General features: G+C 44.0%; 16 protein-coding genes. 10 read left to right on the top strand and 6 right to left on the bottom strand.

The window, feature by feature from the left end:
• Positions 1-40: 40 nt before the first annotated feature.
• Positions 41-403, bottom strand: a complete 363-nt coding sequence (locus tag QUA83_RS03020; protein WP_333068224.1) for a ferredoxin thioredoxin reductase catalytic beta subunit — start codon at positions 401-403, stop codon at positions 41-43.
• 311 nt (positions 404-714) lie between these two features.
• Between QUA83_RS03020 and cas6 the strand changes: the two genes are divergently transcribed.
• Complete coding sequence (gene cas6 / locus QUA83_RS03015) at positions 715-1,839, top strand: CRISPR-associated endoribonuclease Cas6 (protein ID WP_333291410.1); 1,125 nt, start codon at positions 715-717, stop codon at positions 1,837-1,839.
• 35 nt (positions 1,840-1,874) lie between these two features.
• On the opposite strand, the gene QUA83_RS03010 is transcribed toward cas6, so the two are convergent.
• Positions 1,875-3,311 carry a DUF2079 domain-containing protein gene (locus QUA83_RS03010; protein ID WP_333291405.1) on the bottom strand — a complete coding sequence of 479 codons (1,437 nt, stop codon included), beginning with the start codon at positions 3,309-3,311 and terminating at the stop codon, positions 1,875-1,877.
• Between the two features lie 12 nt (positions 3,312-3,323).
• Positions 3,324-4,907: a DUF2079 domain-containing protein gene (locus tag QUA83_RS03005; protein ID WP_333291403.1), complete on the bottom strand. Its 1,584-nt coding sequence runs from the start codon at positions 4,905-4,907 to the stop codon at positions 3,324-3,326.
• Positions 4,908-5,174: 267 nt separating this feature from the next.
• Here QUA83_RS03005 and dxr point away from each other — a divergent pair, with 267 nt between their 5' ends.
• A complete protein-coding gene (gene dxr / locus QUA83_RS03000; RefSeq protein WP_333291401.1) occupies positions 5,175-6,365 on the top strand; it encodes a 1-deoxy-D-xylulose-5-phosphate reductoisomerase in 1,191 nt (396 codons plus the stop codon).
• A gap of 358 nt (positions 6,366-6,723) precedes the next feature.
• Here dxr and QUA83_RS02995 read toward each other — a convergent pair whose 3' ends face one another.
• A complete protein-coding gene (locus QUA83_RS02995; RefSeq protein WP_333291399.1) occupies positions 6,724-7,236 on the bottom strand; it encodes a phosphoribosyltransferase family protein in 513 nt (170 codons plus the stop codon).
• A 54-nt stretch (positions 7,237-7,290) separates the two neighbouring features.
• On the opposite strand from QUA83_RS02995, the gene QUA83_RS02990 reads away from it, so the two are divergent.
• Positions 7,291-8,040, top strand: coding sequence for a pentapeptide repeat-containing protein (locus tag QUA83_RS02990; protein WP_333291397.1), 750 nt, complete (start codon positions 7,291-7,293; stop codon positions 8,038-8,040).
• 148 nt (positions 8,041-8,188) lie between these two features.
• On the opposite strand, the gene QUA83_RS02985 is transcribed toward QUA83_RS02990, so the two are convergent.
• The gene (locus QUA83_RS02985) at positions 8,189-8,389 is read right to left on the bottom strand and encodes a hypothetical protein (protein ID WP_333056545.1); all 201 of its coding nucleotides are present in this window, start codon (positions 8,387-8,389) and stop codon (positions 8,189-8,191) included.
• 702 nt (positions 8,390-9,091) lie between these two features.
• Entirely contained in the window at positions 9,092-9,289 is a 198-nt protein-coding gene (locus QUA83_RS02980) for a hypothetical protein (protein ID WP_242724634.1), read from the bottom strand.
• A 3,398-nt stretch (positions 9,290-12,687) separates the two neighbouring features.
• Here QUA83_RS02980 and QUA83_RS02975 point away from each other — a divergent pair.
• From QUA83_RS02975 to QUA83_RS02945, 7 genes are all read left to right on the top strand, one after another.
• Positions 12,688-13,545 carry a calcium-binding protein gene (locus tag QUA83_RS02975; protein WP_333291396.1) on the top strand — a complete coding sequence of 286 codons (858 nt, stop codon included), beginning with the start codon at positions 12,688-12,690 and terminating at the stop codon, positions 13,543-13,545.
• A gap of 388 nt (positions 13,546-13,933) precedes the next feature.
• A complete protein-coding gene (locus QUA83_RS02970; protein ID WP_333291389.1) occupies positions 13,934-16,783 on the top strand; it encodes a tetratricopeptide repeat protein in 2,850 nt (949 codons plus the stop codon).
• A 24-nt stretch (positions 16,784-16,807) separates the two neighbouring features.
• Positions 16,808-20,899, top strand: coding sequence for a tetratricopeptide repeat protein (locus tag QUA83_RS02965; protein WP_333291387.1), 4,092 nt, complete (start codon positions 16,808-16,810; stop codon positions 20,897-20,899).
• Positions 20,892-22,784 (top strand): tetratricopeptide repeat protein, encoded by a 1,893-nt coding sequence (locus QUA83_RS02960; RefSeq protein WP_333291385.1) that lies wholly within the window; start codon positions 20,892-20,894, stop codon positions 22,782-22,784. The genes QUA83_RS02965 and QUA83_RS02960 overlap by 8 nt, the downstream gene beginning before the upstream one ends.
• Before the next feature lie 42 nt (positions 22,785-22,826).
• Positions 22,827-23,468 carry a Uma2 family endonuclease gene (locus QUA83_RS02955; RefSeq protein WP_333291384.1) on the top strand — a complete coding sequence of 214 codons (642 nt, stop codon included), beginning with the start codon at positions 22,827-22,829 and terminating at the stop codon, positions 23,466-23,468.
• Between the two features lie 163 nt (positions 23,469-23,631).
• A complete protein-coding gene (locus QUA83_RS02950; RefSeq protein ID WP_333291487.1) occupies positions 23,632-24,366 on the top strand; it encodes a glutathione peroxidase in 735 nt (244 codons plus the stop codon).
• A gap of 201 nt (positions 24,367-24,567) precedes the next feature.
• Positions 24,568-25,539 (top strand): sodium-dependent bicarbonate transport family permease, encoded by a 972-nt coding sequence (locus QUA83_RS02945; protein ID WP_333291383.1) that lies wholly within the window; start codon positions 24,568-24,570, stop codon positions 25,537-25,539.

Here is a 25,539-nt window from a genome sequence, read left to right as displayed (position 1 = left end):
TTCAAAACTACTGCCATTTCACGACCGCCTACTTAACCGATTACATAGTATCTCTGACAGCTTGAATTTGATCCATTCCTATTTCCTGAGTAGTTCCCGCGAAATCGTTATCGGGCGTCAGAAATAACATACAGTGACACTCTTTGCGCTCGCGCATGGGAATGCAGGGACAGTTCCAGTAGGCGGCTTTTACTTCGGCTTCTTTATCTTCGTAATGGCGACAAGGGCATAAGGGAGCGCCTAGTTCATCCTTGTGTTTTGCTAGTCCTTCTATCACGACAGCAGTGACGGAAGGTTCAGAACAAAAGTAAGTTCCCGTGCGCTTGGCGTAGGTTTCGGAGAAATTCTTCATCGCCTCCAAAGTTTTTTCGTTGGAGAGTTTAGATTTTTCTGTTGTGTTCATAGTTTAGGATCGGAGTTGAGGATGCTACGAGCTTTTGACAATTGTAGCGCAGAAAGTGATTTTAAACACTGGTATATTTCTGTTTAGTTACAAGGAAGAAAACCTTGACAAAGATTGAGTTTTAGGTTGTTGGTTTTTTAGTGGTTTTTGTCTATCCCGGAGAGTGCGGGAAACTTGCTGCAGACCGGGTTTTTGGAGCTACCAAAAGATTTGGGCGATCGATCGCCCTCAACTATCATCCCCCAAAGGGGATAAAAATCGGATAAGATAGCACGGCGCTCTTTCTGTGACGGCTATAGGCACGGCATCTGATGGCAACTTCCCCGAACCGCACTCCCAGTAAAAAATCTCCTCCTTCTGGGCTGATTTGGCCGGCTGACACCGAGTTAGTCGGATTAGTGTTTGAATTGACTCCCCGCGCTGCTAGCTATCTGTACGCGCAGTATGCTATAGGTTTGCACGCTTGGTTTTTAGGTCAAGTACAGCAAACTGACCCGGATTTATCGCAACTTTTGCACGATGAACAGTCAGAAAAAGCCTTTACTATTTCGCGATTGGAAGGTGATTTGCTCCCTGGCGGCAAAGAATTTCAGCTTTTGGGCGATCGAATTTACCGCTGGTACGTAACAGGACTTTCCAAGCCAGTAGTGCAGTGGCTGAGTCAGTGGCTACAAAATTTGCCTCAAGAGATAGATTTGCGAAATGCTCCGCTGCTAATTCGCTCTTGGGATATTGCTTTTGCTCCCACCACTTACCAGCAATTATTAACAGCAGAACCTCCATTTTCGCCAACCATCAAACTTAGTTTCGTGACTCCTACAAGCTTTCGTAGCAAAGGCCATCACTTCCCTTTGCCAGTTCCCGAAAATGTTTTTCACAGCTATTTGCGTCGCTGGAATAACTTTTCTGGGGTAAATTTTGACCAAGCAGAATTTTTGAGTTGGATTGATGAAAATGCAATTATTAGCCGCCACAAATTGGAGTCGCAAAAGGTAGCGGCGGGCAAAAAAGGCATGGTAACGGGATTCACTGGGGCTGTGGAATTTGGGCTAGGGCGATCGGCTCACAATCGCCCTGATTTTGTACAATTATTTTATGCTTTGGGGCGGTTAGCGCCTTACTGTGGCACTGGCCACAAAACAACTTTTGGATTGGGACAAACGCGAGCACAATGGTTGACAGAAGCCCTACCTGAAGTGTCAATACAAAGCGTATTGGCGGCGCGAATAGATGAATTGACACAGAAGTTTATGGCGCACAGAAAGCGTAAAGGTGGAAGTCGCGCTGCTGAGATTGCGGAAACTTGGGCAACGATTTTGGCGCGCCGGGAATTGGGGGAATCTTTGTTTGATATTGCTGCTGATTTGGAAATGCCTTATGAAACTGTGAAAACTTACGTGAAGTTGGCAAGAAGGGGTTTGAAAGTGGAGGATTAGCGCGAATTTGTTGACTGTTGACTGTTGACTGCTGACTAATGACTTTTAGTGAATAGATATATGTCGTCTCGCTGATATTTTAGTTGAAATTGAGGGGTGTTTTTTAGTTGAGTTATTAGGTTTTTAACAAATTCTCGATCGCTCATCCAGCCAGGATATCTGAGGTTCAGCAATACATAATCAAATTCTGCGAGATTTGCAGGCGGCGCGTTAGCCTGAGTTAATTTTACTACAGGGCGGTGCGCTAAGTGCGGGGCAATCTGAGCATTTGTTAAAACACTGCCTTTAGTTTCAACAAGAGAAATTGCTTCTTTGGTAGCTGGCAAAGTGTCGAGCCCCTTTAAATAAATAGTCCAAAAATAGCCGTACTTCGCTAAAGCTAAGAAAGCAATCAACGACCAAATTACAAGGACTCTAGGCAATGGATAATTAGGAATTGGCAATCTATCAAATATTGTCTTTCCCTTTTGCTGATTGCTAGCTGCTAAACTGGAAATTACAGCAACCAACAAAAACGGCAGTATCGGCACAGAATATTGATGAATTAAATCCCGCTGAGCGGGGATATCGGAAAGAATATTCATCCCCAACATCGGCACAGCACTAATTAAAGATGACAGATGACGCGGGGACAGCCACAAAATTACAGGTAATAGCAATAACGCTAAATATTCAAAAGTATCTAAAGAAAACAAACGCCCTAAAACTAGATTTGGCTTTACTATTAAATTAATAGCAATTTCAAAAACCGAGTTTCCCAAATATTGATATCGCCCGATACCCGCGTGTTCTCTTCCTTGATTAAAATACGGTATAACTGCCTGAGTAACTACCAGGAACCAACCCGCGCCTAGAAAGAGAGCTATGAGTCCAAAATTGCGTTTTTTGTCAAAACATAACAGCCACAAACCCATCGCTGCCACAGTTAAAGATAGCACGGCTTTGCAGCTCAAAACTAATACAACAGCAGCACAAAACCACAAGGTTTTATTCAGCCTCGCGGCTAAGATTGCTGCTAGCAGGGCTGGTAAAGCAATTACTTCTGGGTGGAAGTCGAAGAGGTTGACATTAAATACTGCGGGATAAAGCAGATATACGGCTGAAATTGCAATTGCTTTTTGTTCGTTTAATCCCGCTTGACGTGCCAAACTCCAACTCGGCCAAGCGCCTAAAGCTAGGGAAACAGCTTGCACTAAAAAAAGCCAGTGAACATCTGGATATATTTTGTACAGTAAAGCTAGTGGATAGAAAATAAAAGCGGCATGATCGCCCCAAATATTTATTGCCATTAAAGAGGAAAATGGCGTTTGATTTTGGGAGATTAAATAAATTGCTTGGTCAAAAATTGCTAAGTCGAATGCAGTTGACTGAAACAAAGCGTGCCGCGCGCTGCTGGCGGCAAATAAGACTATCGTTGTCACGACAATCATTAAAACTACTGGATGAGATTTTAGGGATTTTAAAGTTAGCATTTTATTGGTGGTTTAATCAGCCCTTCGTTTAAATAGCAGGACTTCGTTTTTTTGATAAGTTAATTTAAAATCGGGAGAAGTTTTAAGTTTATTTGCTAAAGTAGCACCAAGTTTTTCAGTATCAGGCCAGGGATGGCGCAGGTTTAATAATATGTATTGAAATTCAGCTAAATTGGTTTGGGGCGAAATTTGTGACAGCAATTTTACTATTGGGCGGTGGGCAAAGTGAGGGGCAAGTCTATTATCTGTTAAAATACTGCTTTGCGGTTGAACTTGTGCGACTGCTTCGCGTGTAGCTTGCCAGGTATCTAGTCTATTTAGGTACAGATAAAAATCTTTATATTCGCCCACACATAGAAAAATTAGTAATGACCAAATTATCATGATTTTCGGCAATTGAATTCCCTGCCAAAGTTGAGAAATTCGGAATTTTGTAATTTGTGGCAGATTGACCAATGTTAAAAAATGTTGCTTATTTGCTTGATCCTCTTCCTTCTTGCCTTTTATTTCTTCCTTGTTCCTTGTTTCTTCCTTCGCGATTACTGCTAAAAATAAAAATGGAATTACAGGCACTGAATACTGATAGGCTAAGCTGCGTTGAAATGACAAGTCAGAGAGGATATTTATTAGCAGGGTAGGGATGGCAGGAATTAGTGCTGTTAAATATTGTAGGCGTAGTTTGCCAGAAAATGGCAATAGCAGCCAAATCACAGGTAAGGTGAGGAGAAATAAATATTTGAATGTATCAAAGGAAAGGATTTTTCCTAAAACTAACTGTGGTTTTAATATGAGATTAATGATGATTTCTAGTACGGATTTTCCTAAATAGCTGTAGCGCCCGACTCCAGCGACTTCGCTGCCGCTATAAAAGGGGATTATTTTCTGGGAAGCTATCAAAAACCAAGCTGCACCGAGCAAAAGTGCGATCGCCCCGTACCGTTGCTTTTTTTCGCAAAAAAACAGCCAGAAACCCATCGCAACAACGGTTAGGGACAAAACCGCCTTGCAACTGAGAACTAACAGAATAGCGGTACAAAACCACACAATTTTATTTAAACGCGCAGCCAAAATTGCTGCCAAAAGTGCGGGTAAAGCGATTACTTCCGGGTGAAAATCAAATAAATTGATGTTAAATACCACCGGATAGAGCAAATAAATCAATGCGATCGCACGAGATTGTTCTTGATTCAAACCTGCCAAACGCGCTAAACTCCAGGTAGGCCAAGCCCCTAGGGATAAAGCAACTGCTTGTACCAACAGCAGCCAATGCACATCCGGGTAAATTTTGTACAGCCAAGCTAGCGGATAATAGATTACCGCTGCGTGATCCCCCAAAATATGAATCCCCATTAAAGAAGAAAAAGGCGTTTGGTTTTGGCTGATCAAGTAAATTGCTTGGTCAAAAATTCCCAAATCGAAAGCAGTTGATTGGAATAAAGCGTGGCGTAAACTGCTACACAAAAAGAAAATTGCCGCCGCAGTTGCGATCGCCCAAACCAAACTCGACGGTAGCTGCGATCGACTTTCCTCTATATTTTCGGCGATCGAGACACTGATGTCCTCACGGTCATCAGCAACATTTTCCCTATTCTGCATGAAATCTGGCACTAGGTGGTCAATCGATTTTAGATTTTAGATTTTAGATTTTAGATTTTAGATTGACCCCACGGATAAATTCGGGGGCTTGTGTATCGGATACAGGTTTTTTATTTCTCCACGGATGAATCCGGGGGCTTGTATCCTGGATGGTTTCGGTCACTCAAAATATGATTCCATCGAATGTGCTTTCCACGCAATAGTTAACCACTAATTTTTATCCCCGCAATCGTAATATTAGAATAATCCACAAAACATTAAAAAATTGTGAAAGCAATAACTCTTCTCGGCTCCACAGGCTCCATCGGCACTCAAACTCTGGATATTGTAGCTCAATACCCGGATCAATTTCGGATTGTCGGGTTAACCGCCGGACGAAATGTAACGTTGCTGGCCCAGCAAATTCGCCAGTTTAGACCGGAAATTGTCGCGGTTTGCGACGAAGATAAATTACTGGAATTGAAGGAGGCGATCGCCGATCTCGACCCTCAACCTATTTTACTTGCTGGCGAGTCAGGCGTTGTCGAAGTGGCCCAATACGGCGACGCTCAAGCCGTCGTCACGGGCATAGTTGGCTGTGCCGGTTTGCTGCCAACAATTGCAGCTATCAAAGCAGGCAAAGATATTGCCTTAGCCAATAAAGAAACATTAATCGCAGGGGGCCCTGTTGTCAACCCCTTAATCGAAAAATACGGCGTTAAAATATTACCTGCTGACTCGGAACATTCAGCAATTTTTCAGTGCCTGCAAGGTGTTATGGTTGGCGGGTTGCGGCGAATTATTCTCACTGCTTCGGGGGGTTCTTTTCGAGATTTGCCGATCGACAAATTAGCAGGAGTAACAGTAGCCGATGCTTTGAAACATCCGAATTGGTCGATGGGGCAGAAAATCACGATTGATTCTGCTACTTTGATGAATAAAGGATTAGAAGTAATCGAGGCTCATTACTTATTCGGAATGGATTATGACGACATTGATATTGTCATCCATCCTCAGAGCATAATTCACTCGTTAATTGAGCTGCAAGATACCTCAGTTTTGGCGCAATTGGGCTGGCCGGATATGCGTTTGCCGCTGCTTTACGCTTTGTCTTGGCCGGAGCGAATTCATACAGATTGGGAACGGCTGGATTTGGTAAAAGCTGGGGATTTAACTTTCCGAGAACCAGACCACGAAAAGTATCCTTGTATGCAGTTGGCTTATGCGGCGGGACGTGCGGGCGGTTCGATGCCTGCGGTGCTGAATGCGGCAAACGAACAGGCGGTAGCACTATTTTTGCAGGAGAAAATTCAGTTTTTGGATATTCCCAAGTTGATTGAAAAGGCGTGCGACAAACATCAAGCCGATAACTGTGAAAGTCCTGGTTTAGACGATATTTTGGCGGCGGATAGGTGGGCGCGACAGGAAGTTTTGGCAGATAGTATGGAATTGGGCGATCGTATTCTTTCGGTTCGCTAATTGTATCAGCAGACTTGCACTTACCCACAAGCCCTAGGAGTGCATTAATTCCCCGTCTCATAGCTAAAGTCGGTTGAAACTTATATCTTGCACCATGCTCAGGAACAGGCAAGATGCCTGTTCCACAAAGAGTGAATTTTCTTGTGGAACAGGCATCTTGCCTGTTCATAAAAAGCTGATTGAGAATGGTGCAACATCTGAGTTCAAACCGACTGCCCAACCTTAATAAATATTCAGTTTTCTTTGAGAGGACTTTAGCTATGAGACACGGGTTTCCACCGCTGACGGATTATGCCAAAAAGTGCAAAATATCGGCAAAACCCTATAAAAAGTTGACCAGATGTTAGCCTTTTATAGACTAACTCGCAACTTTCGCCGCCAAATCAGCGGCACTCATCTTTTCGTACATTTCAAAAGGTTGGTGAATCCAAGGATTGTCAGCCAAATAATCTACATAATAATCCGGCTTTGCAACAGAACAAGCCTTGTACCAGAGTACAGCAGTCCGAATTTCCTGAATATCCTCGCCGTAGCGACTCTTCAGCCAAGCGATACCTTGCTCTAAACTAATTCCCGAATCCACCAAATCGTCAATCAGGAGAATGCGGCTGCCCAAATTATCGCCCACCATTGTCAAATCGCGGGCAAACTCGATCGCGCCCCGGACATTTCCCTCGGCCCCACCATAAGACGAGGCCGCTAAAATCGCCAAAGGTTTGTCGAAAATCCGCGACAGAGTATCCCCAACCCGCAGCCCTCCCCTCGCCAGACAGACAATTCGATCGAATTTCCACTGAGATTCATCAATCTTTACAGCCAAATCCTCAATTTTTCGATGGTATTCAGACCAAGAAACGTAAAGGTCACTCATTCCTAATATTATTTAAATATCAAAGGTATTATTAATTATTTTGGGGAAAATGACATGGATGCAGATGAACTTCTCAGACGGTATGCAGGCGGAGAACGGGTTTTTCACAAAGTAGACCTGAGTGGTGCCCATATGTCAAGGACAAATTTGCGCGATATTGACCTGAGTCACGCTAATTTAAAAGGTGCAAATTCGATCGGTCTCACCCTCTACAGAGCTAATCTGTATCAAGCAGATATCAGTCAAGCCAACCTCTCCCAAGCCAACCTCATGTCCGCTAATTTTGGCGAATGCGAGGCGGTGGGAGCGAACTTGAGCGGAGCCATCTTGCGGAGTGTCGTCTTCAGCGGGGCCGATTTAACGGGGGCGAGTCTCAGGGGTGCAGACATGAGAGATGCAAACCTTCAGGGGGCAATTTTGATTCAAGTTTATGCAGTTAACGCTAACTTGCAAGGTGCCAACTTGACAGAAGTAAAGCTTTGCGGAATCAACCTGAGCAAAGCAAATTTAACCGATGCGAACTTAACACAAGCTGACCTCAGCCGTGCTAACCTAACTCAAGCAAATCTGAGTTGGGCTAATTTGACGGAAGCAAATCTGGAAAAAGCTGATTTGAAGGGAGCCGATTTGAGCGGAGCTAACTTGAGCTGTGCAAATCTCCATCAAGCAGATTTGAGCGGAGTTTCCCTTAAGGGAGCAAATCTCCGGGGAGCAAACTTGCATCAAGCTTCTTTGCGCGGGACAAATTTGAATGAAGCGAATTTGAGAGAGGCTATGATGCCTGACGGCACAATCTCTGACTAAATAAGCTGAGAAAATAGAAGTTAAAACGGCAGGGTGCCTGTGGCGCACCCTACATTTAGGCTAATGCCTGATTTTTTTAAGGGGATTTAATTCTGCCTTCAAGTGACAGTGCATTTAAAGAGTAGTGGCAAAAAATTTAGAACCGACTTTAATCTACAACTTTCAGCCAGCCTCGGCGAACGGCGTGGAGCAAGCGGTTGATGGCTGTTTGATCTTCTTCGGTAAGACAGTCATTTAACAGGGCTGTCTTGAGCTGTTGTCGGTGAGTGGGAGTCAGCAGACCGGAGTGATATACCTGAAAGACTAGCTCTGCAATCGTAAATTGAGGTAAAAGCGTTTGGGTTGTCATCATGTGTTTTTTTTTGAACTCACTCTTGACAGTATTGACTGATTTTTCCAATTTTTATGTGATTCAACTACGGGAGTAAATGTGATCCATTGGCTCTTGATGAGTGATTTGTGTCAGCCTGACTAGGGAATCGGATATGTCCTCGATAGCCCTGCTACTTGAAACACAAACCCCGTCCCGATTCCTCGCTTCTGGCAACCCCCACATCTCTACTTTTGGTTAAGAAACGGTGACAAATAAATTAAGATTTATCTATTAAGAGATTACTAATGACTGCTAGCTAAATCGCATGGCTTAATTCAAGGTAAAACTTTTAGCCTGTTTAGAAACTCGCTTTTACCTACATTTACCTAGTTTCTTGGTGTGGTCTTTGTTCCGTGGATATACTTAATAACCCCCCCAAAAACCGATACAAGTTTCCGACAGGAGCGGCCATCGGCCCCAAATTTTAAGCTCTAGTTCAAGCTCCCAGATTCATCTGTGAAGTCAATCTAAAATCTCAAATCTCAAATCTCAAATCGACTGGCTGCTTCAAATCAAAAATCCCGGCTTCTTCAAGAAACCGGTTCGAGGTTTTCGATCGCAGTACAATTTTTTTTTGAGAGGGTTAATGGAGCGACCTACTCACGAAAATCTTATTGTTGGCAAAGCTTGACAGGAGAGAAAGTAGAAATACTCATCTCCACTTCTTGTGTGAGGAGACTAATCGGAAATCCTGACCCATCCGCGGCGGATGGCGTGCAGCAGGCGGTTGACTGCATCTCTGGCGTCTTCGCTGAGAGCGCTTTGGCAGAGTTCGCGCAATCCGTGGCTTTGAGTGCGAGTCAGATTGCCTGAATGAGTGACTTGATAGAACAGTTCAGCGATCGCTCGATCAGATTTTAAAGTCAGAGCTTGCATGAAATCTCGTTGAACTCGACTATTATAATATCGAGCATTTGACAAAAGAGTAGGGTGATTGCAGTCGGGTAAGCTGTGTGATCGTTCTTGGCTCGATTTGTGACCGAAGTCTGCCAGTATACGTGATTTAAATCACAGCAAACCCAAGACCTCGATCGCATAAGCTATGATAGGGGTGGTAGCCTCAAGGTTTGACAAAACCTCGAAAAGCTCAGAGCGCAAGGATTTGAGTTCCCAATGCCGTCGCGCAGCGGGAGTACGTCCGCTTAACATCGCAGGCTATGTACTTGGTTAGCTGTGAAACTTTGGGTTTTAGACACTTGCAGCTTGCAGCTCAGGGCATAAAGTTGCGATCGGCGAGCCACGGCCTGAGATACAATAATTATAAATACTTCTATCCCATCTATAGACAGGGAGGTAAAAAAATGATAATGATTAGCTACTTTTCGATTGCCTTAATCGTTTTTCTTGTTTGGTTCAAAAGTTTTTTGAATGATACTGCGACATCTAAAAAAGACGTGATATCTTGGATAGCCTTAATAATGGGGCCTCTGTTTTGGCCTGTTGTTCTGCCCCTATCCCTTTTGCAAATTACCAGCAAAAAGTCTGTGGTAAAAACAGCTCAATGCGATCAAGAATTATAAAAAATTGTGGAAGTAACTGGCTTCAACACAGTCGCTTATCTCGCCCTAAATTATTCGGCGTGCATCGCTCCTGGCAGCGAGTAATTTATCTTGTTTAATTGTAAAGAAATGCAGCGAGAAGGTAGAATCCAATAAAAATTCTGAATCCTAAAACAGTATTTTTTTACCGATATCCAATTCTGCCTTCTGCTTTTTGAACCCGCCCAAAAACGGCTACAAGTTTCCGACAGGAGTCGCTAGCAGCCCTTAATTTTAGGCTTTTCTTCAAGCTCTCCGATTTCTCTGTTGAATGAAAAAATCTCAAATCTCAAATCGTTCAACTAAGCGAGATTGACTCAGCGCTCGCCGAAGGTCTCACGCCGAAGTATCCAATCGACTGATGCCTAATTTTCTTCTGTCACATTGTGAATTAAGGGTGCGGCTCAGTCAATCGATTTTAGATTTTAGATTTTAGATTTTAGATTTTAGATTTTAGATTTTAGATTTTAGATTTTAGAATTGAAGCATTGACCCCACGGATAAATTCGGGGGCTCCTTTATCGGATACAGGTTTTTTATTTCTGGGTCCTGAGTCTGCTTTCGGAATGAATCCGGGGGCTTGTATCCTGGATGCTTGATTGTCAAAATTGTTTAGGCAAAACTGTCAGAGCGAAATTATCGGACAGCGACCGCAACATTTTTTTCCTCAAAAATTATCGGCCACCTCAACCAAGCTCAAAATTAATATGTAATTTAACATGGCCTGTTGCTTGCAAAAATATAACTTCAGACATATTTTCGCCTGCCGCTGACCAACTTAAGAAGTTTTATTGCTTCCGGCCGCTACGTACCATTAATCGAAGGTGGGAAAATCCTGGCGAGGCGTGGAAAAACCGCTAGACTCTTTGCCCTTTAAGCTTTTTCAGCTCCCTTTCTTCAAATCGTAGTAGCTCTACACAGGAAATTGTAGAGTTCGTTTGCGCCCAAAATCCCTAACTCTTACCGCAGTTAGATACACAATTCAAGGCAGAGACTGCAATATGAAATAGGCAACAAAAACTGTTTCAAATCTCAGGTACCACTTATTTTGGGCGATCGGGCATCAGGAGTGTATAACAGGAGCCAGCTACATTTTTAGAGGTGCGAGATGTTGGGGAACTTCTAAAAAAAAGTGCCGTCACAGTATCCAAATTCGTTATTTGCATAAAAAGTAGGAGTCAAAATGAACCAAGTATCTGAGAAACCAATTTATAGAGTTCTTCATCTATTGTCGCTGCTAGCGCTGGCATACTATGGAGCTACTTCCATCAATTATATTTTCGAGAGTGACGCTCACATCTACAAGTACGATAGTCAGAGCAATTCCAACGCGTCACCAGCGCAACTAGCAGCACACCGCTAGGAATAAATAGTAGAGATTTTCTCTGAATGAATGCGGAACCAAATTTCCGGGAAATTGCTAATCGTTAATGATCAGCTCGAAGTTAACAACAATTAGCAAACAACTATTGGCTAAAAACTTAATACTTTAATTCACAGGTATTAGCCATCGAATGTACCACAAAATTTAACTATTTAATTTGTTCTCAAAAGAGACCAGAGTGATGAAAGGATGGTCAAGCATTTTCATCAGTAAAAGCATTTATATCTTTAGTAATCGCTTCATCAAGAACATTTGAAGGTGGATCTCCCTCAGAACGGAAAATCGCTTTGATTTTTGCCCACTACAACTCGCTCGGAGATATATCCGGCGAGTATCGAGGTAAGAATTTTACATGGGGTCCGATAGATGCTATCAAAAAAATGACGGCTTCAGCATTCATGATAAACAGGTAAATTATTCATAACTACAATTGGGCTAACCCATAACTGGGGCAGGAGTCGCCAGCAGCCCCAAATTTTATATCCTAGTTCCAGTTCCCAGATTCATCTGTGGACTAAATCTAAAATCTAAAATCTAAAATCTAAAATCTAGTGACAGTACCGTCACAAATCTATCGGTCCACCATTCATCCCAACTTCACCAAAAGACGAGCGCTGCATTGTATGATTGTCCGGATGGATACCGATCATGGTTGAAATGACGGATTGTGGTTGAAAAACTGGGTTTTTTAGCCAAAATCCTGCGTTGAGCGTGAGTTATTTGGCTAGAAACATCAAGGTGATGAGGCTCAAAAGTCCGTCTGCGACTGGGTTGGGACGCACTTTTGATTAAATACGGTCTCCAGCGTGCGCCGGCTTGCTTTCAAAGCCAGTTAAAAAATATTGATTTCTGGGGAACTATTGGCGAAAATCAAAAGTCTGGTCAAGTACAGTGTACTTAAAAGAAATCGCAGCTCAGTTCCAGCCCCATTGCGGGCGATCGAACTCTCCGGCGATGACAGTGCCAAGGGCCCGGTGCAACTTCTCAATCTTGAGAGCATACTCCCATTAAAAATGGTCTCTGTGTATCTTCCGGCTATTGTTTTAATAATGACTAGCCACACCGACAGTCATTATGGTAAACTCGCAAACGTTTAAGTGGAATATTTTCGTGTTAGAGGAGGCAGTGGTGGAGTCGAGAGTCAAAAGCAGGAAACAACCGAGATTTGCTGCTCAACGAATACAGGATTCAACTCGCGCTCCGAGGCTCGCTGCTGACAATTTAAATTACATGACAGCTTATAGCAGCCGGGTCAATTAGGGTCTCAACCGATGTCCGGTTTCATTTATTGAATCCCTTTGGAGGGAAAAGTGTATTGTAGAAAAATGATTGATCTTTTAGGAGGAGTGTAAATGACACAGGTAACTAATCCAACACAGCCAGTAAGTTCAGTAACTCTACCAGGCGGTGGCTCAAACATTATCGGCACCCAAGCCGACAACAGGTTGAACGGCAGCGCAGGCAACGATATCATCCTGACTTTTGGGGCCAACGATGTGGTCGCTGGTGGCGGTGGCAACGACCTGATTATTACCGGCGGCGGCAATGACAGTGTCGGCGGCGGCGACGGCAACGATACCATCCTTTCAGGCAGCGGCGCCGATGTGGTCGCTGGCCGCGGCGGCGATGACTTCATCTTTGCTGGTAAAGGTGATGACCTCGTAGACGGCGGCGATGGCAATGACTTGATTTCTGGCGACAGAGGCAACGACACCGTACTCGGTGGCGGTGGCAACGATACAGTCTTTGGCGGCCAAGGCAACGATGTTGTCGGCGGCGACGACGGCAACGACAGCCTGTACGGCGGTAAAGATAACGATACTGTCAATGGCGGTGCTGGCAATGACTTTATCTCTGGCGACAGAGGCGCTGATGTGCTCACGGGCGGTGCTGGCAGCGATACGTTCTACTTCTTCTCCAGCGGTGGCGATTATGGCGTAGACACGATCACTGACTTTACCCCAGGCGAAGATAAGATCCGCTTGAAGCAGGGCGGTGTGTTCGCTGGTTTGGGTAGCAGCTTCGAGGCAAGCGAGTTTGTTGTCGTTTCTGGTTTCAACGCAGCCGCCCCAGGAGCAGCCACGACGAACAAGTTAGTCTACGACCCAACAAGCGGTGCGTTGTACTTCAACAGCAACAACGGAGTGCTAACTATTGCTCAGTTGCAGCCTGGCCTGACGATTACCTCGAACAACTTCGAGTTGTTCTAAAACAACTGGCTGTTGTGGGGCAGCACCGGATAAGATTCGGGACTGTTCTCACAAAGCCGATAGTTTTAAAGGATTTCAACCTCACTCTGCTACAAGCGGGGTGAGGTTGAAATATTCAATGCAAGAACTACAGCAGGGGCAGTTAAAAAAAATCGATCGACAGTTATTGATAAAATTAATCGATCGCCCGATCGGGCAAAATATAAATAAGCTGTCGCGCATTTAAATTGTATATTCAGGGCGGGCTCTTAGGCCCAACCCCTACTCCCCACAAAACTTTAATTTTTTTGGACATACAATTTAAATGCCGCAACAGCTTAAAAAGTTTTTAAATTAGAATTTCTAAGTTTTACTGAAGCGGTAAAGAAACCGCAACTGCTGGCTAGCAATGAGCACTGAACAATATATCCGGCAAGCCCAAATTTATTTGAACCGGGGGAAGTTAACTGAGGCGATCGAGTTTTGCAAAAAGGCGATCGAACTTCAACCATTTTCGCCCTCCGCTTACACGACTTTAGGCGAAATTCTCGAAGCTCAAGGCGATCCGACGGCGGCAAGAGACGCTTTTGTGCAAGCTTTGGAGATTTCGCCCCAGTTTTTTCTGGCTCATGCTTATTTGGGTCAACTTTACAGCGACTATGCGTGGCTGGATGAGGCGGTTTTTCACTACCGAAAAGCTCTGGATTTGAAACCAGATTGGGCGCAAGTTCATTATAACTTGGGAAATGTTTTTCACAAGCAGGGTAATTTGTTGGGGGCGATCGACTGTTACCGAAAGGCGATCGCCCAAAAACCGGATTATCTCGATGCTTTATACAATCTGGCTGTGGTTTTAGATGAAAATAGTCAGCTCACAGCGGCAATGGATACCTACCGACAGGTGATTGCCTTGGCGCCGGATTACGTTAAAGCTTACAGCAATCTGGGTGTGATTTTGCTCAAGGACGATCACGCTGCTGAGGCGATCGATGTTTACCAGCGGGCGATCGAGATTAAGCCGGATTGGGCGACGCTGCACAATAATTTGGGTCAAGCCTTGCTGGACAAAAGTCCCGATCGGGCGATCGCATCTTACCTCACAGCTATTGAGTTGGAGCCGGACATGGTTTTGGCTCACTACAATCTGGGGAAAGCGTGGCAATTACAGGGGGAACATTCGGCGGCGGTTGCTTGTTTCGATCGCGCGATCGATATAAATTCCGACTATATTTCAGGCTATACAGACGCCGGGTTTTCTTTGATGGTTTTGGGCAAAATTGCTGAAGCCATGCCTTATTTTGAGCGGGCGATAGCTCTGAAGCCTGATTTTGTTGAGGCTTACTGCCGCTTAGGAGACAGGCGCAGAGTTGCGGCGGTAGAAGATGATGAATTGTCAAGGGCGATCGCTGCGTGCGATCGATTTCTCACAGCACTAACTGGAAGGAAGAAGGAAGAAGGAAGTTCGGCAACGGATTTTGTAGCGGATGTAACGGATGTAACGGATGTCAGGAAGAAGGAAGAAAAAGAAACTATTTCCCATGCCCAATGCCCAATTCCCAATGCCCAATGCCCAATTCCCAATGCCCAATTACCAATTGCTGAAATTTGCGATAATTTAGCCGAAATTTACTTGCATTTGGGAAATGCTTTAACAGAGTACGGCGGACATGAATCGGCCACCGCTTATTATCAAAAAGCTTTGCAAATTCAGCCACAAAATGCAGAGATTTACTGGCGGGTGGGAAATTCCTTAGCCCAGCAACAGCGGTTCAGCGCAGCAATTGCAGTTTACCGCATAGCTTTGACGATTCAACCTGCTTTACCGCAGGTTTATTTTGAGTTGGCAAAACTGCTGGAAAAACAGGGGCGCTGGGAACGGGCGATCGATTATTATCAAAAAGTTTTAGAGTTGCAATTGCACGGGTATGGAGAGCAGAAAGAGTGGAAAAAACAGAGTTTTATCTGGTCAGATAGCACTTCTATAAAACCTCCTCACGGTATTTATTTATCGACTTGGGATTGGCTGGTTAATGCTAAGTTGGATGCTGACAATTATGTGGAAATATTTTGGAAACCTGCACCCCAAGCAAGTGCAGAAAATATTCCGAATTCCCAATTTGCCAGATCCAATTCCACATTAGCAAATTCCGATTGTGCCGGGTTAACTTGCGGGCTGTGTTTGCAGCGACTTTCTAAGTGGTTCGATCCGGTGCATTTGGGTTGGGGAGTTTGTCGTTTGTCCAACTCGCAACCGATACCTGTGGAGTCGCCCAAGACTTTTGTGGCAAAGATTTCTAACGGGCGAGTTTGGATTGTGCCGCAGGAAAATTATTGGCTGATTTGCAAGGCGATCGCTGTAATTACTCCTGACAATTATTTGTTGGCTGATGTGTCGAGAGATTATCCGGGGTTTTTACCTGGATGCGAAAAACATGATATTAGAAAACACAGCGTTTTTCAGTTAGAATCTTTTCCATCTCTCAAGGAAATTGACGGCAGCGTGGCGGTGCTTTCTGGTTTGTCGGGAAATGTCTATTTTCACTGGATGGTTGACGTTTTGCCTAGGATAGAATTGCTGCGGCTCAGCGGTAGGGATTTGGCGGAAATTGATTGGTTTTTGGTGAATAGTTGTCAGCACCAATTTCAGCGGGAAAGTCTAAGAATTCTGGGCATTCCCGAAGAAAAAGTCTTGGAGAGCGATCGCTTGCCTCACATTCAAGCAACCGAGTTAATTGTGCCGTCTTTTGCGGGATATTTGGGCTGGCCTTCTGGGTGGGCGATGGATTTTTTGAGGCGGGAGTTTCTCAAGGGAATTCTACCTAGTTCAAGCTATCCAAAACGCATTTACATCAGCCGCAGCAAAGCAAGATACCGACGAGTTTTGAACGAGGAAGATGTGGTTGAGGTTTTGGAGAACTTTGGCTTTGTTTCTATTTTACCTGAGTCCTTGTCTTTGGCAGAGCAAATTGCTCATTTTTACCATGCTGAGGTAATAGTTGCAGCCCACGGCAGCGGGTTGACAAATACAATTTTTTGTCGCCCGGGAACTAAAGTAATTGAGTTGGTGTCGCCTCACTATATCAGCCATTATTACTGGGGAATCAGTCAATATTTGCAGTTGGAACATTACTTTTTAACGGGGGAGGCTTTTGAATGCTATCCTATTAGACAGTTGATGTATCAGAATTCGCTGACTGAGGATATTTTAGTGAACTTGAGTTCGCTGAAAAGGATGGTTGAGGTGGTGGGTTTGAGTTAGTTGGTGTCTGGAGCAAGTTTAATTATGCCCTCGATTGAGAAGATGGAAAAGGCAGCGGTTGATTTGAGTCGGCAAGCAGAACTTTATTTAGCCGAAGGAAAGTTGAATGAGGCAGTTGCTGCTTGCGAGTCAGCGTTGAAAATTGAACCGAATTTGGCTGTCGCTTGCCAGACGCTGGGAAAGGTGATGCAGGTTCGAGGTGAAATCGAGCAAGCTAAGCAGTGGTATGAAAGGGCGATCGATCGCAATCCAAATTTGCCGGAAGTTTATGCTAATCTCGGCATTTTGTATTCTCAAGCAAAACAGTGGGAAAAGGCGATCGCCAATTGTGAAAAAGCGATTTCGCTAGCGCCGAATTTTGCTGCTGTTTATCGGCAGTTGGCGAGAATTTGGACGCAGTTAGAGAAGCCAGAAGAGGCGGCAGACTGTTGGTATCAAGCTTTTAATATTGAGCCGAAGTGGGCAACTGCTGATGAGCACGTGACTCTGGGAAATAGTTTGGTTGAATTGGGAAAGTTCGATCGTGCTATGGAGTGTTATGCGCGGGCAATTCGATTAAACCCGCAACTGGCAACAGCTTATCACAATTTGGGAGAAATGTTGGTTGGTCAGAAGCGGTGGGATGAGGCGATCGCCAATTACCGACAAGCCATTGCCATCAATCCAAATTCGTTTGAATCTTACCACAGTTTGGGTAAAACTTGGGCGGAGAGAGGAGAATTAGATCGGGCGATCGCCTGTTACCGCAAAAGCATTGAACTCAATCCCAAGTACGCTCGTGCTTACGTGGGTTTAGGTAATGTTTTGGTGCAGAAGCGCGAGTTGGATGAAGCTATTAAATGTTACCGTCAGGCTCTTGAAATTAATGATAATTCCTACTGGACATACAATTGTTTAGGGGAAGCTTTGGCTCAAAAACAACTGTGGCACGAAGCTATTATTTGCTACCGCAAAGCTATTGCAATAAATCCCAATGTTCCTTGGTTTTATGTCAATTTGGGAATTGCATTAAGCAGTGAACAATCATGGGATGAAGCTGTTAGCGCTTACCTGCACGCGGTTCAGATTGAGCAGAATTTGATGGGAATCAATCAGAAGTTGGGATATGTTTTGCGGAAGCGCAGCGCCTCGGGTTTAGACAGCACAATCGCAACTTATTGTCAAGGTATCGAGGTACTTGCAAGCGGGAAAATTTACCACAGCTTGCTGGGAATTGAGTTAGATGGAGCAGAGTTTTATATAAATTTAGGCAATATTTTAGCGAAACAAAAGCTGTTGGAAGGTGCGATCGTATTTTATAGCATGGCACTGCAAATTGAACCCAATGCTGCGGAAGTTGTCGCCCAACTGAATGATGTTCGGGCGAAACAACAGGAGTTATACGCACAAATTGCCACTTACCGCCACCAAATAGAAATAGATCCGAGCAATTCTAAGGCTTACAACGATTTAGGAAATATTTTACCGCAATTAGGGGAATTGGAAGAAGCAATCATTTGCCACCAAAAAGCGGCAGAATTGAGGAGTTGGCCTGAGTGTGTGGCGAAAAATTATCAATTTACTCAAGATTGGTTTACCCACAATATTCCTATTTGGAAACGGCATTTGCAGGAATTTACCGGGATTACGGATTTTAAAGTGGTGGAAATTGGCAGTTTTCAGGGAATGTCGGCTTGCTGGCTGCTGGATAATATTTTAACTCATCCGACAGCAAAGATTACTTGTATAGATTTGTATTATCAACAACAGTTTAAGGGCAATATTGTTAAAACGGGAGCAGCCGATCGGGTAATTGAATTAGAAGGTTACTCTCAAGATTTGTTAGTGAATTTGAATTCGGAACATTACGATGTTGCTTACATTGACGGCTGTCATAAACCCACCAGTGCTCTGCAAGATGCGATTTTATCTTGGAGGTTGGTGAAAGTTGGGGGCTTGATGATTTTTGACGATTACGAGTTTACGTTTCCCGACAGTCCGGAGCAAGATACTAAAATTGGGATAGATGTTTTTTTGGAGATGTTTGGAAGTCAGTTAGAAGTTGTACACAAAGGCTATCAACTGATTGTCAAAAAAATCTGTAATCAAAGTTTGGGCGAAGAGCAAACTCTGTTGTCTCTGGGTTGGGAAAAGTTGGGCGATATTGCGGCAAATGCGGGTTATTTGGATGAGGCGATCGCCCGCTATCAAACAGCTATTAAAATTAAGTCGGGCAACTACTTAACTTACCACAAGTTGGGTAAAACTCTGCAACAGAAAGAACTGTTTGACGAAGCTCGGTCCGCTTACCAACGGGCGATCGCACTCAACCCTAATTTTAGTTGGGTTCACCACTTTTTGGGGGAAACTTTGCAGGCGATTGAGGAACAGGGCGAAGCCGCTGCTGCTTATCGCAAAGCTATTGAGTTAAATCCCGATTTTTGTTGGAGTTACAACAATTTAGGCGATGTGCTGATGGAGCTTTCTGAGTGGGAGGAAGCTGCTATTGCTTACCGCAAGTTAGTGGAACTAAATCCCGATTTTTGTTGGTCTTACGATAGATTAGGTAAGGCTTTGGTTGCACTGGAAAATTGGGAAGAAGCCGCGGCGGCTTACCGCAAAGCTATTGAATTAAATCCCGATGATTGTTGGTTGTACAATTGTTTGGGGGAAGTTCTGGAATCACAAGAAAATTGGCACGAAGCAGCAGTAGCCTTTGCTCGTGCTATTGAGCTAGAATCCGATCATAGTTGGCTGTACAAAAAGTTGGGTGATGCACTGCGGAAGCAAGGGGAATTGGAAAGGGCGATCGCCATTTATGAAAAAGGCATCAATCTCGATCCAAAATCTTGTTGGTGTTACGAAGGATTGGGTTTGAGTTTAATGGCTAAACAGCAGTGGGAACCTGCAATCACTAATTTAGTTCAAGCCCTGCAAATTAAACCGGATTTGTTTGAAGCTTACGATAACATAGGTTATGCTCTGGAACAACAAGGAGAAGCCGATGAGAGCGATCGGGAAAAATGCAGCAATCAAATATTACCCTTAAGTGTTCTCAAAAAATACTGTGGGTTTACAGAAGATTTGATTGTTGCAGCAGAATCCAATCCCCACCTCACCTGCATTGACATCTATCCTGCGAGTCAAATTAATTTATCTGATTCCAAAACAATCGACAGCAGTCGCAGATTTTGGGAGCATCAAAGTCATTCCAGAAAAGCTTTTGTTGCCGTATTGCCAAACGGACGAGCTTGGGCAGATGTTGTGACTACCGCCGTGATTACTTCAGACAATAAACTTGTTGCTGATATTTCAATGGGTTGTGCTGAATTGGTAATCACTTCCGACAAATTGCCTCCCGCTCAACACATCGATGGAAATGTGGCTTTTTTATCGGCTCGCTGGGGTGGAGCTGCTTATTTTCATTGGATGTTTGATGTGATGACGCGATTTGACCTTTTGCAGCGGAGCGGATTGAGAGAAACTATAGATAAGTTTGTTGTCAATGCCTCGGATTCTTCCTATCAAGCAGAAACTTTGGAGACATTAGGAATTCCTCAAGATAAACTTTTAGAAAGTCGCTGCAATTTACACATTACTGCCGATAAATTAATAGTTCCGTCAATATCTTATGACGGATCGGGCGCGGTTTCTAAATGGAAGTGTGAATATCTCAAACAGACATTTTTAAATGAACAACAGCCACTAAACGCAGACTATTCAGAGCGAATTTATATCACCCGTAAACAAGCATCCTATCGGCGACTCGTCAACGATGAAGAGGTAATTCAATACTTAGAAAAATTCGGGTTTCGCCGTGTCAAGTTGGAAACGATGTCGGTAGCGGAACAAGCATCGTGTTTGGCTGCTGCTAAAGTAGTTGTTGCCCCTCACGGAGGGGGGTTGACTAATCTAGTTTTTTGCAGTCCTGGAACTAAGGTAATTGAGATTTTTTCTCCCCTTTACGTGCCGCATTGTTATTGGATGATTAGCAATTTGTGCGGTTTGGAACATTACTATTTACTGGGCGATTTGGTGGATGACAAAACTCAGAAATATCTGGGACATAAAGATATGCGGGTGGATTTGAAGTCGCTGGAGAAATTAATGAGTCTTGCAGGAGTGTTGCATGGATAATGATTACCACGATTTGGGGAATTCCCTGCAAGAAAGGGGTAGGTTTGAGGAGGCTGTTGCTGCTTACAAAAAAGCTATTGAATTAAATCCTAATTTTTCTTGGTCTTATCACAGTTTGGGCGATGTTTTGCTGAAACTTGAAAAATGGGAGGAAGCTGTCGCTGCGTACAAAAAAGCTGTTGAGTTAAATCCCGATTTTTCTTGGTCTTATCACAATCTGGGCGATGCTTTGCTGAAACTTCAGCGATGGGAAGAAGCTGCTGTTGCTTACCGCTGCGAGATTGCACTTAACTCTGATTTTGCTTGGTCTTTTTGCAATTTAGGCGACGCTTTAACTAAACTAAAACTGTGGGATGAAGCTATCGCTACGTATTTAAAAGCTATTGAAATTGACGGAAATTTGCCGGGAATTTACGAGAAATTGGGATACGCTCTCGGACAAACAGAGTCGGATTTAAACTTAGTGTTAGAACAATCTCAATTGCAAATTACACCAGACAATTGGGATTTTTATTTGCAGTTAGGAGAGAATTTAGCCAAGTACGATCGCCCAAAAAGCGCCCTTATTATTTACAATTTTATATTGACAAATATGCCGAGGTGTGCAGAACTGTCAGCGGAATTAGAGGAGTTGTTGCAGCAGCAAGAAAAGTGCGTAAGCGTTGCCCTAGAAGAGGATCGCGCATTAGCCTCATCTCGCGCAACTGTCGCCCAAAAACCAGATGATTGCTGGTCTTATTACAATTTAGGTGCTGTTTTTAGCCAGCAAAAATATTGGGAGGAAGCGGCGGCGGCATTTTTCCAAGCAATAGAAATAAATCCCGATCTTCCTTGGTGGTTTTATTACAATTTGTGGGAAGTTTTTGTTAGGCAAAACAAGCTGGATGAAGTTGAGAACTTGTGCCGCGAAGTTGTTGCAGCTAAACCGGAGGCTTTTTGGCCTTATCTGAATTTGGGGGAAGCTTTGACGAGGCAAGGTAAAATTGCCGAGGCGATTGATTTTTATCGAACTGTCAGTTACAAACAAGGTTTGGCATCTATTCTCAGTAAGAGAACAGGCAAGATGCCTGTTCCACAAGCAGATACAGGCAAGATGCCTGTTCCACAAGCAGATACAGGCAAGATGCCTGTTCCACAAAATTGGAACTTAAAACCCGTCAAAGTTCCTAACTTTATAATTATTGGTTGTCAGCGGTGTGGCACGACTTCTCTGTATACTTATTTAGCTCAACACCCGCAAATTTTGACTCCGATTAAAAAGGAAATGGATTTTTTTTCGTGGCACTTTGAGAGAGGGATTGATTGGTATTTGGCTCATTTTCCACCCATGCCTTCGGGAGAGGAATTTTTGACGGGCGAAGCAAGTCCGAGCTATTTTGACTATCGGGAAGCACCGGAACGGCTCTACACCGGGTTTCCAGAGGCTAAACTGATTGTACTTTTGCGAAATCCGGTCGATCGGGCGATTTCTCAATTTTACCGCTTGGCTGGCTTAAATTGGGAAGCGCGATCGCTCGATCGAGCAATTAGCGATGAAATTGAACGGTTGAATCAAAATCCCGAATACATCATCGGCGAAGAACCGGGGAATTATTTAGCTCGCGGTAGGTACATAGAATTTATCAAAAACTGGCGGACTTTCTTTCCCAGAGAACAGTTGCTAATTTTGAAAAGCGAAGATTTTTATGCAGATGCGGCGACAACTGTCAAACAAGTTTTAAGATTCTTAGATTTGCCGGAATATCAATTGTCTGAATACCAAAATGCTAATCCCGGTTCTTACCAGCCGATCAATGAATCTGTTCGCGATTGGTTGAGCGATTATTTCCGACCTTACAATCAGGAATTAGAGGAATATTTGGGGAGGCAGTTTGATTGGGAATAAAGTTGAGCTAAGATTAGAACAACTTGTAAGGAGGTAATACCAATGCTGACGTTCGAGCTAGATACGCTACTTAAGGAACAAGCACTCCAACGCCAAGATCCTGAAGATCGCTACATTACCGATAGCGCCAACTGGGAACAATACGAGACACTGCTGAATCGGATTGGAGATGCGGCAGGATATCGAGTTACTTATTTAGATGGAGTTTTGGAAATTATGTCACCTTCTCGTCGCCATGAAAGTAGAAAAACTCGCATTGGAGATCTGCTGCTTATTTACTTTGTAGAAGCTGAAATAGAATATTTTCCTTTTGGGTCTACAACTCTGCGACAAGAGGAAAAAAGTGGCGGTACGGAACCGGATGAAGCTTACTGTATTGGCACAGATAAAGAATTTCCAGATTTGGTAATTGAAGTGATTGTTACCAGTGGCAGCATCAATAAACTAGAACTGTATAGAAGGTTGAATGTGCGAGAGGTTTGGTTCTGGCGAAATGACCCATTTTCTATCTACCATTTGCGAGAAGAAATTCCGGTTGAATTCGTGTCCAACTGCGGTTATGAATTAATTACACAAAGCGAATTGCTACCGGGAATTGATATCGATATGTTGACAGAATGTGTAAAAAATCCTCACCCGTTAGCCGCAGCAAAGGAATGGAGACAGAATTGCCGACCTACTTAAACAGCAAGTTTTAAATCTGCTAGCTGTCGCAAAGACAATGAACTGAGCTCGCGCGCGCCCAAGTCCGAGAAAAAAACTCGCCTCCCCTTGACAACTCATACTCGTTATGAGTACGCTATAATAAGCAAAGGAATTGAACCCAAGTACCCAAAAATTTAAAATCATGCTGACGAACCACGAAGGTCAAAGAGTACCCAAAGTCACCTTTCGCACTCGCAAAGACAACGAGTGGGTCGATGTCACCACCGATGATATATTTGCAGGCAAAACCGTAGTAGTGTTCTCGCTGCCAGGAGCCTTTACTCCTACTTGTTCGTCAACGCACCTCCCCGGTTACAACGAATTGGCCAAAGTCTTCAAAGAAAATGGCGTAGATGAAATCGTTTGCATTTCCGTCAATGACACCTTTGTGATGAACGAATGGGCAAAAAACCAAGAATCAGACAATGTGACGTTAATTCCCGACGGTAACGGCGAATTTACCGAAGGCATGGGAATGCTGGTAGACAAAACAGATTTAGGCTTTGGCAAGCGGTCTTGGCGTTATTCGATGCTGGTAAAAGATGGCCTCGTTGAAAAAATGTTTATTGAGCCTGATGAACCGGGCGACCCTTTCAAAGTGTCCGATGCCGAGACGATGCTCAACTACATCAACTCCGCAGCAGCCAAGCCAAAGGTAGTTTCGCTGTTTACAAAAATGGGCTGTCCCTTCTGCGCTAAGGCTAAGGCACTGCTGAGTAAACATGGCTTGGATTATGAAGAAATCGTCTTGGGCCGGGAGATCACAAATCGATCGCTCCGGGCTATGACTGGGGCTACAACTGTCCCGCAAGTATTTATCGACGGCAAGTTGATCGGTGGTTCCGAGGCCCTAGAGTCTTATTTGGGTGTTGCTTAGTTAAACAACAATAACTTAGCCTGCAGGTGCACAGTGCACACCTTCGTTGTAGGGTGCGTACTGTGCGCCTTTGCCGTATTTGGGGGTATTTAGCCCGATCGAGCTTCGGTGTCAAAAGTTTGATCGGTCTATTTATCCATTCTCGTGCAACAATTACTGGGGAAGTCATATTAAAAACGCAAGAAATGGGAGTGACCGATCGTGGATTTGAGTTTAGTATCGTCAAATATCTTAAATCCCCCAATATTAGCTTTTTTCATGGGAATGCTGGCAATTTTTCTCAAATCTGATTTAGAAATTCCAGCCCCCATCCCCAAACTGTTTTCGCTGTACCTGCTGTTTGCGATCGGATTTAAAGGCGGCGTCGAACTGTCCAAAAGCGGAATTGACCAGCAAGTTGCCCTGACAATTTTGGCAGCGATGCTGATGTCAATGCTAGTACCAATTTATACTTTTTTCATACTGAGGATAAAACTCGACTCTTACAATGCCGCCGCGATCGCAGCCACCTACGGTTCCATCAGCGCCGTCACATTTATTACCGCAACCTCATTCCTCACAGCACAGGGGATCGACTTTGACGGTTACATGGTAGCCGCGCTAGCATTAATGGAATCCCCAGCAATTATAGTTGGTCTGATTCTAGTCAGTGTATTTGGCGGGGAAGAAGGAAAACGCGAAATAATTTGGCCAGAAGTGTTGCAAGAAGCATTCCTAAACAGTTCAGTTTTTCTGCTGATTGGCAGCCTAATTATGGGCGTACTGACAGGAGAACATGGTTGGGAAGTTATGAGTCCGTTTACTCAAGACTTGTTTTACGGAGTTCTGACTTTTTTCTTGCTAGACATGGGGCTGGTTGCCGCTAGCAGAATTAAAGATTTGCAAGAAGCCGGAGTTTTTCTGATCGGCTTTGCAATCCTAATTCCCATAGTCAACGCAGTAATTGCTTTGGTAATAGCCAAATTAATCGGAATGCCACAGGGAGATACTTTACTGTTTGCCGTATTGTGCGCGAGTGCTTCTTATATAGCAGTACCAGCAGCCATGCGCCTAACTGTTCCCGAAGCGAATCCAAGTCTTTACATTTCAACTGCCTTAGCAGTGACATTTCCATTTAATATCATTGTAGGCATTCCCCTGTATCTATACGGAATCAATATGTTTTGGAGGTGA

Source organism: Microcoleus sp. K1-B1 (genome assembly GCF_036704705.1).
Lineage (GTDB): Bacteria > Cyanobacteriota > Cyanobacteriia > Cyanobacteriales > Microcoleaceae > Microcoleus.
This window is presented reverse-complemented; position numbering and strand designations above follow the sequence as displayed.

What these genes read in the sequence shown, in the direction of transcription:
- QUA83_RS02960 (WP_333291385.1), top strand. Translation starts at nt 20,892, where the DNA reads ATGGATAATGATTACCACGATTTGGGGAATTCCCTGCAAGAAAGGGGT.
- QUA83_RS02965 (WP_333291387.1), top strand. Translation starts at nt 16,808, where the DNA reads ATGCCCTCGATTGAGAAGATGGAAAAGGCAGCGGTTGATTTGAGTCGG.
- QUA83_RS02995 (WP_333291399.1), bottom strand. Translation starts at nt 7,236, where the DNA reads ATGAGTGACCTTTACGTTTCTTGGTCTGAATACCATCGAAAAATTGAG.
- QUA83_RS03005 (WP_333291403.1), bottom strand. Translation starts at nt 4,907, where the DNA reads ATGCAGAATAGGGAAAATGTTGCTGATGACCGTGAGGACATCAGTGTC.
- QUA83_RS02985 (WP_333056545.1), bottom strand. Translation starts at nt 8,389, where the DNA reads ATGACAACCCAAACGCTTTTACCTCAATTTACGATTGCAGAGCTAGTC.
- QUA83_RS02970 (WP_333291389.1), top strand. Translation starts at nt 13,934, where the DNA reads ATGAGCACTGAACAATATATCCGGCAAGCCCAAATTTATTTGAACCGG.
- QUA83_RS03020 (WP_333068224.1), bottom strand. Translation starts at nt 403, where the DNA reads ATGAACACAACAGAAAAATCTAAACTCTCCAACGAAAAAACTTTGGAG.
- cas6 (WP_333291410.1), top strand. Translation starts at nt 715, where the DNA reads ATGGCAACTTCCCCGAACCGCACTCCCAGTAAAAAATCTCCTCCTTCT.
- QUA83_RS02975 (WP_333291396.1), top strand. Translation starts at nt 12,688, where the DNA reads ATGACACAGGTAACTAATCCAACACAGCCAGTAAGTTCAGTAACTCTA.
- QUA83_RS03010 (WP_333291405.1), bottom strand. Translation starts at nt 3,311, where the DNA reads ATGCTAACTTTAAAATCCCTAAAATCTCATCCAGTAGTTTTAATGATT.
- QUA83_RS02955 (WP_333291384.1), top strand. Translation starts at nt 22,827, where the DNA reads ATGCTGACGTTCGAGCTAGATACGCTACTTAAGGAACAAGCACTCCAA.
- QUA83_RS02990 (WP_333291397.1), top strand. Translation starts at nt 7,291, where the DNA reads ATGGATGCAGATGAACTTCTCAGACGGTATGCAGGCGGAGAACGGGTT.
- QUA83_RS02980 (WP_242724634.1), bottom strand. Translation starts at nt 9,289, where the DNA reads ATGCAAGCTCTGACTTTAAAATCTGATCGAGCGATCGCTGAACTGTTC.
- QUA83_RS02950 (WP_333291487.1), top strand. Translation starts at nt 23,632, where the DNA reads ATGCTGACGAACCACGAAGGTCAAAGAGTACCCAAAGTCACCTTTCGC.